The organism is Bacteroides sp. OM05-12, assembly GCF_003438995.1.
Classification (GTDB): Bacteria; Bacteroidota; Bacteroidia; order Bacteroidales; family Bacteroidaceae; genus Bacteroides.
Genome location: NZ_QSUN01000030.1, coordinates 23,544 through 35,283, shown reverse-complemented (window position 1 = coordinate 35,283; position 11,740 = coordinate 23,544). Strand labels below are relative to the sequence as shown.

General features: G+C 37.6%; 11 protein-coding genes. 7 read left to right on the top strand and 4 right to left on the bottom strand.

From position 1 onward, the window contains the following. Positions 1-241 precede the first annotated feature (241 nt). From DXB63_RS15995 to glf, 5 genes are read left to right on the top strand one after another with little or no spacing between them, the layout of a single operon-like run. Positions 242-595, top strand: a complete 354-nt coding sequence (locus DXB63_RS15995) for a hypothetical protein (protein ID WP_147332301.1) — start codon at positions 242-244, stop codon at positions 593-595. A gap of 41 nt (positions 596-636) precedes the next feature. Beyond that, positions 637-1,488: a glycosyltransferase gene (locus tag DXB63_RS15990; RefSeq protein ID WP_122127399.1), complete on the top strand. Its 852-nt coding sequence runs from the start codon at positions 637-639 to the stop codon at positions 1,486-1,488. Positions 1,489-1,530: 42 nt separating this feature from the next. Continuing rightward, positions 1,531-2,724, top strand: coding sequence for a glycosyltransferase (locus DXB63_RS15985; RefSeq protein ID WP_122127398.1), 1,194 nt, complete (start codon positions 1,531-1,533; stop codon positions 2,722-2,724). Positions 2,725-2,770: 46 nt separating this feature from the next. After that, complete coding sequence (locus DXB63_RS15980) at positions 2,771-4,024, top strand: glycosyltransferase family 4 protein (RefSeq protein ID WP_122127397.1); 1,254 nt, start codon at positions 2,771-2,773, stop codon at positions 4,022-4,024. Positions 4,025-4,029: 5 nt separating this feature from the next. Continuing rightward, positions 4,030-5,145, top strand: a complete 1,116-nt coding sequence (gene glf / locus DXB63_RS15975) for a UDP-galactopyranose mutase (RefSeq protein WP_122127396.1) — start codon at positions 4,030-4,032, stop codon at positions 5,143-5,145. 102 nt (positions 5,146-5,247) lie between these two features. Here glf and DXB63_RS15970 read toward each other — a convergent pair whose 3' ends face one another. From DXB63_RS15970 to DXB63_RS15960, 3 genes are read right to left on the bottom strand one after another with little or no spacing between them, the layout of a single operon-like run. Then, positions 5,248-6,141: a carbohydrate kinase gene (locus DXB63_RS15970; protein WP_233522881.1), complete on the bottom strand. Its 894-nt coding sequence runs from the start codon at positions 6,139-6,141 to the stop codon at positions 5,248-5,250. 10 nt (positions 6,142-6,151) lie between these two features. Next, positions 6,152-7,423, bottom strand: coding sequence for an MFS transporter (locus DXB63_RS15965; RefSeq protein WP_178300610.1), 1,272 nt, complete (start codon positions 7,421-7,423; stop codon positions 6,152-6,154). Between the two features lie 15 nt (positions 7,424-7,438). Continuing rightward, complete coding sequence (locus DXB63_RS15960; RefSeq protein ID WP_122127393.1) at positions 7,439-8,875, bottom strand: mannitol dehydrogenase family protein; 1,437 nt, start codon at positions 8,873-8,875, stop codon at positions 7,439-7,441. 203 nt (positions 8,876-9,078) lie between these two features. Between DXB63_RS15960 and DXB63_RS15955 the strand changes: the two genes are divergently transcribed. Further along, complete coding sequence (locus tag DXB63_RS15955) at positions 9,079-10,083, top strand: LacI family DNA-binding transcriptional regulator (protein WP_122127392.1); 1,005 nt, start codon at positions 9,079-9,081, stop codon at positions 10,081-10,083. A 93-nt stretch (positions 10,084-10,176) separates the two neighbouring features. Beyond that, positions 10,177-10,983 carry a hypothetical protein gene (locus DXB63_RS15950; protein ID WP_122127391.1) on the top strand — a complete coding sequence of 269 codons (807 nt, stop codon included), beginning with the start codon at positions 10,177-10,179 and terminating at the stop codon, positions 10,981-10,983. A gap of 73 nt (positions 10,984-11,056) precedes the next feature. Here DXB63_RS15950 and DXB63_RS15945 read toward each other — a convergent pair whose 3' ends face one another. After that, positions 11,057-11,674: a superoxide dismutase gene (locus DXB63_RS15945; RefSeq protein ID WP_122127390.1), complete on the bottom strand. Its 618-nt coding sequence runs from the start codon at positions 11,672-11,674 to the stop codon at positions 11,057-11,059. Between the last annotated feature and the right edge of the window lie 66 nt (positions 11,675-11,740).

Sequence of the window (11,740 nt, the reverse complement as noted above, 5' to 3'; positions counted from 1 at the left end):
ATAGTGGAACCCTCTTTTGACGGCTTTCATTATCGGATATGTCATTTTTGGACGCTAACGCTCTTTATTTTACAAAATTAAAAAGTTTAAAACAAACCATAAGGAGTTTATAACAGTTGTCTTGAATCTTTCAAAAAGAGCATAAAAGTACAGGAATAAAAACAGAAGGGAGGTCACGAAACCTTCCCGAAAAGTCAATAACTTTTTTATCATGCGTATACATGCGCGCATAAAACTTAAAATGAAACAGAAAGAAAATCCCGACAATCTACCGGACATTTATCAGGCCATAGCAGAATCAATCTGTCTGTTGGACAGTTTTTCAACGTGGTCGAAAAGAAATCTGAAAATCGAGCTGAGCTGCAGCAAAAAGACAATCAATAAGATCTATAACGGAATGGACACTTCCCTGTTCGCCTACTGCAAGGTCATCTCCTGTCTGGCTTACTCTGCCGACTGGCGTTTCGAGACTTCCCAAATACCCGAAATGCTGGAATGGGCACTAAAAACTAACAAGCCGCTGGTGATAGGAGTATATGACTCCGAGAAAGGCGAATTGGAAGTAAGCAGGCCATTTATGGTAAGGGATTTATAAAAGAAATTATCAGAAAAAGGAGTTATAATAACGACATAACAATGAAAAGTTCTATTTTTATAATAACAAGATTTAATTTAAAACTTTGGGGGAAAGATAAAAACAACCAAACAACATTATCCGACAAATGGCTGGTTAATAGATTTTCACTATTCAAACAATATTGTTTCCCCTGTATAAAATCACAGACCTATCAAGACTTCATTTGGTTATGTTTATTCGACATCGATACTCCCCCAATATTTAAAACAGAAATAGATAACATGTCACGAATGATGCCGAATTTTCATCCATGTTACCTTGATGAGACCGAGACAAAAGGAGTTGATTCCTATATAAGCAGATACATACAATCACATAAAGAACATAGTACTAATTACTTAATAACATGTAGATTAGACAATGATGATGCAGTCCATACAGAATACATCGAGAAATTAGTAGAATTACATACCCAACAAAAGGAGAATATGACTATATATTCTTTCAAATATGGAATGCAATACTATACTGATTTGAAATTAGCTTTTAGAATTCCATATTCTAATAATCATTTCCTAGCACTGATAGATAACAATTTTAACGATGAAGATTTTAAAACAATCTTGGAGTACAACCATTATTACATAAAAAGCTGTGGAATACCATTTATATGTATCAACAATCACCAAACACCTATGTGGATAGAAGTTATACACAATGAAAATGTAGATAATGATTGTAAAATGACATTACGCCAAAGACCAATATACAAAAGAAATATAATAAAAAAAGATTTTGCAATTGACATTCCCGAAAATCCTAAGAACATAGCTTATATCATCACATTCTTTTTTATTCCAAGATTCATGTCACAAATACTACGACGCATTAAAAATAAAATAATTCATTAAATAAGCATTGTACCGGAAAATAATTAGCACACTATCGAAAGTATGAATATATTATTATTGACGTCTAATTATCCCGCTGACGATATTCCTAAAGATCTGACATCTGTTGTGCACTACTTTACAAAAGAATGGGCCTTAATGGGACATAGGGTTGTTGTGGTACATAATCAAACTACTTTTCCTTATTGGGTGTATTTCCCACTCCGTTTTCTAAAACAAAAGTTAGCCAATAAAACAGGGTATTCATTTATTACACACAAATTACCGGAACGTGATTATATAATAGACAATGTTAAAGTATTCCGCAGAAATATGATTAAACCAGCACCCAGATGTGGATTTACTAAAAAATCATATGACCAACAGACTCTAAAAATCAAACAAATATTAGAACTGCAAAATTTCACACCTGATATAATCATAGGACATTGGCTTACTCCCCAACTAAAATTAATACATAATTTGCAAACAATATATCATAAAAGAACGGCATTAATTATACACGAAGAACTGCCATTAATACAAAGAGATTATGGTTCTTCGGGTGAACTATATTTGAAATCAGTAAATACATTAGGATATCGTTCGAAAAGAATAAAAGAAGTTTTTGAAAAAGAGTATCCGTGGGTAAAGGCACACAAAAAATTCATGTGTTATTCGGGAATCCCTACAAGTTTTATATCGACAGAAGATAGAAATATAAAATATCCATTCATGACATATACTTACATTGGTACTCTTATTGAACGGAAACATCCGGAAGCCTTGATAGAAGTTTTAAAAGACAAAAAAAATACAAATTTCACCATTAATTATATAGGTGATGGTCCATTAGCGAACCGTATACAAACCTTAGCTAATAAAAATAATATGCAGTCAAAAGTTCAATTTCATGGACGCATATCACGCGATAATACCCAAAGAATACTATCCAAAACAGATTGTTTCATAATGATCAGTGAAAAAGAAACATTTGGTTTAGTTTATTTAGAGGCTATGGCTGCCGGATGTATAACAATAGCATCTAAAAATGAAGGAATAGATGGAATTATTATTGATGGACATAATGGATTCTTATGTGAAGCCGGTAATGCCAATGATTTAAAATCTATTCTGACAAAAATAGAAAATATGAGCGTTCTAGAATTAGCACAAATCTCTCAAAACGCTAAAAACACGGCTCTTCTATATACCAACCCCAATACAGCAAACCGTTACCTCAATTCAATTATATAAAATATTTATAGATAAAATCACAAATCAAGTATCCTTCATAAACATCATGCAAAAATCCATTTTACTGTTAGCCTATGCCAGTGAACCGGGAGCAGGGTCAGAATATGGTGTAGGATGGTATGTTCCGACATTATTAGCCAAACATTGTCCCCAATATAATGTATATGTGCTTACCCGTAGCCGATGCAAAGAAAAAATATTAAAAGAATTGGAAGAACATCCTATAAAGAATCTGCATTTCTTATTTTACGATATTCCCAAATGGATGTTTTACAAGAATGAGATGAAATCTAATTGGGGGGAACAGATAAATTACTTATCATGGCAATTATTATGCAGAAACTTCATAAAAAAGAGACATAAGGACTTCCATTTTGATATTATCCATCATCTGACATTTAATCAGTATCGTACTCCGTCCCCCGGATTCTTTCTGAATATTCCTTTTGTTATGGGACCTGTGGGAGGAGCAGAGACAATAGATCCCTCTTTTTATCAGGACTTGCTGGAACATACAACAAAAAAAGAGAGAATTCGTAGAAAAGGAAACGATCTGAAAATATTCGGATGGTGGGTTAAGCGAAAAAAAAACAAGAAATATTTTTTATTTTCCACTCAGGAAAATATAGAACGTCTTTCCTCATACTGTTATAATTATCCGATCCAACTTCTTCCCGCTATTGCTTTCGAACCGAATGATTTTAAAGATTTTACTGTTACAGAAGACAAAGTCTCAAAATTTGAAATAATTTATGCTGGAAAGGCTTTTGACTGGAAAGGAATACATATCTTTTTAAAGGCTGCCAAAAGAGCTTTTATAGATAATTCTATAACTGACTTTACGATTAAGTTGGTTGGCATACGTTTTGAAGAAGAGCAAAAACTGGTAATGGGATGGGTAAGAGAACAAGGACTATCGGACAATGTTAAATTAATCCCTTTCATACAACGGTCTGAACTACTGAAAATGTTGACCACCTGCAGTCTATCCGTTTATCCCGCTTTTCGGGATTCCGGTTCTATGTCTGTCCTGGAAGCTTCAGTATTGGGTTGTCCTACTATTTGTTTTAATGCCGGCGGACAAGACGCTTTCCCTGATGATATATTATTAAAAGTTCCGGTTTCTGATTCTTATGAGAATAACTTGGAAGTCTTTGCAGATAAATTAAAATGGGCTTATCAAAATCCTAAGGAAACCGCGGAATTAGGGATTAAAGCCAAGAAGTATGTCTATGCAAACTTTACATGGGAAAATAAGATTGAAGCATTGGACAAAGTATACAAAGAAATTCTGAAATAACTTACATGAAATTTTACGATTACCTTATTGTAGGTGCTGGATTATTCGGTGCTACATTTGCTTACATGGCTAAACGACAGGGAAAAAGTTGTTTGGTCATTGACAAACGTCCCCATTTGGGAGGAAATATCTATTGTGAAAACATAGAAGGAATCAATGTACATACTTACGGGGCACATATATTCCACACTTCCAATAAAGAAGTATGGGATTTTGTAAACTCCATCGTGGAGTTCAACCGCTATACCAATTCTCCGGTTGCCAACTATAAAGGAAAGCTCTACAATCTTCCTTTTAACATGAACACCTTCTATCAGATGTGGGGAACGAGAACTCCGGAAGAAGCCCGAAGAAAGATAGAAGAACAAAAGAGAGAAGCGGTCGAAGCGATGAAAGCCGCCGGAGTTGAAGAACCACGTAATCTGGAGGAACAAGCCATCTCATTAATAGGAAAAGACATTTATGAGAAACTTATCAAAGGTTATACGGAAAAGCAGTGGGGAAGAAAATGTACGGAACTTCCGGCATTCATCATCAAACGTCTGCCCGTACGCCTGACTTTTGACAACAACTATTTCAACGACAAGTACCAGGGGATTCCGATTGGTGGGTATAACAAACTGATTGACGGATTGCTCGAAGATGTAGAGAGCCGGTGTAACACGGATTTCTTTACCGATCGTGAACACTTTGAGAGTATTGCAGATAAGATTGTCTTCACCGGAAAGATCGATGAATACTATCATTACCGTTTCGGGAAACTGGAATACCGTACCGTCCGTTTTGAGACGGAAGTCCTTGATTGTGAAAACTATCAGGGAAATGCCGTGATAAACTATACGGAACAAGAAGTGCCTTATACACGGATTATAGAACATAAGCATTTCGAATTCGGTCAACAGTCCAAGACGGTTATTTCACGGGAGTATTCATCCGAATGGAAAGAGGGAAGCGAACCTTTCTATCCGGTCAACGATGATAAGAATTCTGCTCTATACGCCCAATACAGGGAGTTAGCCAATCAGGAACCGAATGTAATATTCGGTGGAAGACTGGCTGAATATAAGTATTACGATATGCACCAAATTATCGCTGCTGTTTTTAATAAGTACTTCTCGTAATTCAAAACTCTGTAGTAAACAGATGACCTCTTATTTTTGTGAATTAAAACGTAATTTATCTCTTACATTCATCTAGATACTTATTAAAATTAGTTCACTTCACTAAATACGATTCCTAAATTCATCAGGTAATGCAGGCATTGCACCGTTCTGAGTACAGATATAGGCGGAGACATCCACGGCCAACCGATGTGCTTCTGATACGCTTTTTCCGGCAAGAAGGGCGGCTATGAATGCAGCAGTGAATGAATCACCGGCACCCACAGTATCGGCTACTTCTACTTTCGGAGTCTCTACAAATGAGACATGACCGGGAGTAAAAACATAACTTCCATTGACTCCACACGTCAGGATAAGCATCTTTAAATCATATTTTGCCAGCATAATCCAACATTTATCCTGAAGATCAATACCTGGAAAGCCAAACAGACGGCTGACCGTAATAAGTTCCTCATCGTTTATCTTCAGAATATTACATTTCTCAAAGGAATTTTGCAATGTTTCTTTATTAAAAAATCCCTGACGAAGATTGATGTCGAAAATCTTATATCGTCCTTCTTCTTCGGGTATAAGATCCAGAAAGCGATTGATCGTTCGGGCGGAAACAACATTCCGTTGTGCCAACGATCCGAAACAGACGGCACGCACTTGAGGAGCCAATTTTTCCAAATTCGGAGTGAAAGGAATATTATCCCAAGCCACATTTTCTTTAATTTCATAACAGGGAATTCCGGCTGCATCCAAAGTAACTTGTACCGTTCCCGTAGGATAAGGCACTCTTTCCAGTAAATGACGCACTCCCTTTCTGTCGAAGTTGTCTTGTATTTCTTCACCCAATTTATCTTCACCAATTGCGCTGACAGCCAAACTGTCATATCCGAACTGTGACATGTGATAGGCAAAATTTGCAGGTGCTCCGCCAAGTTTCTTTCCTTCAGGAAGAATATCCCACAGGGCTTCTCCCATACCAATGATTATTCCATTCTGATTTTCCATCATATTATTATTAAGATTCCAAATATTCCGCATTTTTTATCCGCGATCCCCAAAGGGCATAATACAGCATTACTAACTCACAAACGACAATAAGCATCCAAGTCCATTGCCAAGAACCCATGACATCGGCTAGTATCCCTTGCAGTAAAGGGAAGACCGCACCACCAAATACTCCCATCATAAATACTCCGGAAGCTTTCGACGTGTATTTCTTCAATCCTTTAATAGCAAGTGTAAAAATACATCCCCACATCACAGAATGACATAATCCTACTGAGACCAATACCCAAAGATTATTGGTAAAGATGGCAATCAATGTAAGCAAGGTCGCAATAATTGTTGTCACCGTCAATTGTATGCGGGGAGAAATGTTATTGAACAATCCTGAAATGATTCGTCCGACCATCAATCCACCCCAATATAGAGTGGCATACAGAGCAGGAGAGGGGCCATCTGCTCCGGTCATCTCCATTGCATGCAAATTGACGTTGACACCAATGGAAACTTCTGCACCGACATAGAAAAAGATAGCAATCACTCCCAATTTGAGATGCCGGAATGACCAGATGCTACGCTCCAATTTCTCACCGTGTTCCGTTCGTGTTCCTTGTATATCCGGCAAATGAAGACGGGCTGTAATAAGAGCGGTCACAGCAACACAAGCGGCAATAGCGATAAAAGGTATCATAAGTTGCCCTGCGCGTACATTTTCCATAGCTACCCCCGCAAACATGACTCCTGTAACGAAAAACGGAGCGATAGTAGTACCGAATGAATTAACAGCGCAAACAATATTCATTCGTTGTACCGGCTGGGTATTTCTCAAATCGTATGCTGCTACATAAGGGTTGATTACTACCTGCAACAATGCGGCAGATGTACCCATCAGATAAGAGCCCAACAAGAATATAAAGAATCCGTAAGGAATGGAGTCGGATGCAATCCGAAGAGCCAGATTCTCATAATTTACAGCAAACCAAGAAGAAAGAAAATACATCAGCAAACCACCTACCATGACCGACATTGCCCTGAGCAGCGTCTTTTTATATCCGACAGTATTAATCCACTTTCCTCCTAAAGTACTGTTGAGCAAATATCCTAAAAAGAAAAAGAAAGAAATAAGGGTGGTAAATGTATTTTTCAAGCCTTCCGCATGATCCAGAAAAGCCATTTTCAGAGGTCCCTGACACTGCCCGTTGACAGTGGTCAGAAATCCTACGATGAAATATATAAAGGTAAGAACCAGAAACGGACCTATACTATTACTTTTTTGTTGTGTTATCATGGATGTGCTGCTTTAAATAGACTCCAATACCGTAAATATACCTTTTTGTTTAATATCCTCCACCATTCGAAGATAAACTTTAACAAAATCATTTGCGGCTTTCAGGTTAGTACTTTGGAAAGCAGACATACCCAGAAAATCAACAGGATCATTACTATCTATTAATTTCAGATCTTCGGCCGTCAGCCATGGATCGTTTATTTCAAAAGCAACTCCTTTATCATCTGTTCTATATTTCAGATAATGGCGATAAGCCGCCATCGAGAAAGCAACACGAGTGAAATCCGCTTTATCACGAATCATCTTTATCAGATTGGGCATGACATAAACCGGATATTTGGATACCCCGTCAAAACAGAGACGTGCCAATTGATCACTAACAGAACGATTGGCAAAACGCTCGATCAATGTTTGTTTATATAACTCAAGGTCTGTATTCCCCGGAACCGGAACATAGGGAGTGATATCTTTATCCATGAATGTACGCAAAAAGTGTGCAAAACGTTCATCATGCATCGCTTCATCCACTTTGCGGTAACCGCTGAGAAAAGCAGGATAGGAAAGTAAGGTATGGGATGCATTCAACAAGCTCAGTTTCATATTTTCATAAGCAGTCACATCATCGGTGAATTCTACTCCGACAGTCTCCCATGCAGGACGTCCGGCTATGAAATTATCTTCAATCACCCATTGTATGAAATCTTCACTATAAACAGGCGCTTCATCTTGTGTTCCGTTCTTTTCATTCAGGAGAATGACATCTTCCGGACGAGTAGCAGGAGTGATGCGATCCACCATACTGTTCGGAAAAGTCACATTCTGTTCCACCCATTCAGCTAATTCTTTGTCTTGAGCTGTAATAAAAGTTGTGAATGCCTTTTTTGCCGTATTACCGTTATGTTGAAGATTATCACATGAAAGTAAGGTAATAGGACCATTGCCCGCTTCTTTACGACGGCGCAATCCTTCGGCGATAAAACCGAATACGGTTTTAGGAGTACGAGGGTTGGTAATATCATGCTTCACATTATTCTCACCCAACATGAATTCACCGGAAGTCTTATCTATATTGTATCCACCTTCGGTAATAGTCATCGTAATAATCTTAATATCCTTATCCGCTATTTTATCAATCACAGCTTTCGGATTTTCCACTCCCCAGATTAACTCTACCAAAGAACCGATGCAATAGACTTCGTCCTTGCCGTCACGTCCGCATACAGTCAATGTATAAATATTATCTTGCTTTTTTAATGCTTTATACAAACGTTCATCACCGGGAAGTAGCATGACACCACAGATTCCCCAGTTTTGCTGAGTTGTATCCGCCAATAATCTATTAGTGTAAAATTCTTCATGCGCACGATGGAAATTGCCTACACCAATGTGCATAATACCTGTTTTAACTTGTTCCCGAATGTAATCGAAAGAAATAACTTGTGTTTTCATGATCCTAAATGTTTTAAATGGTATTTTATCTGTTCTTCTATGGTCACAAATTTAAATGGAGAGAAAATAAAAAAACAGTTTTTCTTTGATTGTTTACCTGCAAACGTTCCCGCAAACGTTCCCAAAATCTGCAAACGTTCCCATTTTTTGTTGAATTAGAAATAAAAGCCTATATTTGTCATTACTAAAGATCCCGGTTCCTTATGAAATACGTGACTATAAAAGATATTGCAAAATACTTGTCTATTTCTACATCTACAGTGTCACGTGCACTTGCAGATGATAAAAATATCCGTAAAGAAACGAAAGAAAAAGTTTTGGAAACAGCTAAGTTGTTAGGATACAGCCCTAACCCTGTAGCTACGAATCTTAAATACGGAAGAACAAACACTGTGGGTGTCATTGTGCCGGAAATGATTACACCGTTTGCTTCACAGGTAATAGAAGGAATTCAAAACGTGTTGTATGCGAAAGGGTTAAAGGTGATTATAGCCCAATCAAACGAAAACCCTAAAACGGAAAGGGATAATCTCCAAATGATGGAACGTTTCATGGTAGATGGTATTATTATCTGCCTATGTCATCAAACTGAAAATAAGGAGGAGTATATGCGTATCCGGGAAAAAACGCCAATGGTCTTCTATGACCGGATACCAGTTGGTATGGATGTTTCTCAGGTTATAGTTGACGATTACATCAAATCCTTTTTCATGGTTGAGCATCTGATTCGCAACGGACGCAGGCACATTGTGCATTTGCAAGGACCTTCTTATATTCATAATTCAATGGAACGGGTTAAAGGCTACAAAGATGCTTTGGAAAAGTTCAGGATTCCTTATGATACTTCACTACTTATAAAAACAGGCGTAACAATAGAAGCAGGGCGACAGGCAGCCGAGCAACTGTTGAACACTGAAACTCAATTTGACTCAATATTTGCATTTACCGACACACAAGCCATCGGTGCCATGAATTACCTACGTGGACAAGGTATAAAGATTCCTCAGGACGTTGCCATTGCAAGTTTTTCAGGAACTATTCTATCAACAATCGTTTATCCTCAGCTTACTACAGTTGAACAACCCCTCATCGAAATGGGAGAAAAAGCAGCGGAACTGATTTACGAAAAAATAAATAATCCCGATGCTCCCAACCGAACGATTGTATTAAATGCCGAAATCAAATTACGGGCATCGACCGAAGTCTGAAAAAATTAAAACATTTCCAAGAATCTTCCCTGAATATTCTTTCTGATAATAAGACTTTACTATATTTGTCGGCAGTTTAAATACAAACAATATATGACGGACTATTATAAAAGAAGGATTATAGAGGTAGAAAAGAGACTTGGATTTTTGTATATACCGACAAAACTGCGTTACAATCTGCCGATACAGGGTGATCAGGTAGCAATCCGATTTGAAGGAAATGAATGGTCACTACGCTATAATTCAACTTACAACCGGATTTTCGGACTTACCGAATTTTACAGGAACCAAGACATCAATAATGGCGATTTTCTGCAGCTATGTATTAATAACGGTGCACTGGAAATATCCAAATACATTGATAGCGACAGCCATACACAAGAAGAAGAAAACTGTGAAACATTTGATATTTCAGGATTGAGCTCCAATGCAAAAGGTAATATAGCAGAGGACAGAGTAAAAGAGTTTATACTATTATACGGACAAGGGTTATTAAATGTCTATAAACCTGTTATCGATAAAGATGGTGTGGACTTGATTGTTCTGCAATCCGGTATTTTTCATCCGGTACATATTCAAGTAAAATCACGATATAATGTGACGGCGGACGGGCAAATGATACTGACGATTAACGGAAATACTTTCCAACCGCATTACAGCTTTTACATCGTAGCGGTGTCCTTTAATAAGCAAACGCTGGAAATAGACAATAAAATTTTATTTATCCCTTCTGAAATAGTAGAAGAAAAGGCAATCAGATTAACCAACGGGAACCTGCGTATTGTGGCTTGTCTGCAGAATGGCAGCCAAAATCAGTGGTGTCCTTATATTATTTCCAAAGCACAACTTGCAGAGAAAATTATCGAAGCGATAAGTGAAATGAATAAATACTATAGATAGCGAACTAAAAAAGCATCTCCAAGATCCGAAGATCCCAAAGATGCTTTTACAGAGATATAACTAACCTACTACACTACATTCGTTTTTCTACTACATCCCAATCAATGATTTCCCATAAACGGTTGATATGATCGGCACGACGGTTCTGATAGTCCAGATAATAAGCATGTTCCCAAACATCAAAACCCAAAAGTGGTTTATAGCCATGACGAACCGGATTACTACCGTTAGGCTCTTTGGTAATCACCAATTTGCCATCTTTGCCTACTGAAAGCCATGCCCATCCCGAACCGAACAAGCCGACTGCAGCAGCATCAAATTCTTTTTTGAAATTCTCGAAACTACCGAAATCACGTTTGATGGCTTCTGCCAATTTACCTTTCGGCTCTTTGGAAGATTGCTTCGGAGTGAACTGAAGGAAGTAAAGCGTGTGATTGAGCACTTGTCCGGCATTGTTAAAGATAGCACCATCCGGAGCTGTAGCAACAATCACTTCCAGCGGTTTTCCTTCAAACTCTGTTCCGGGAACAAGATTATTTAAATTATTCACATAAGTCTGTAAATGTTTTCCGTAATGGTAATCTATCGTTTCTTTGCTGATTACCGGTTCCAATGCATCATGTGCATAAGGAAGCTTTGGCATTTCGTAAGTCATATTGATAAGTATTAAAGACATTAATAATGTTTTCATTTTTCAGGAGCTTTTATGATTAAACTTCTGAATATATAACAGATGCCGACACCGATTTGTTCTGCA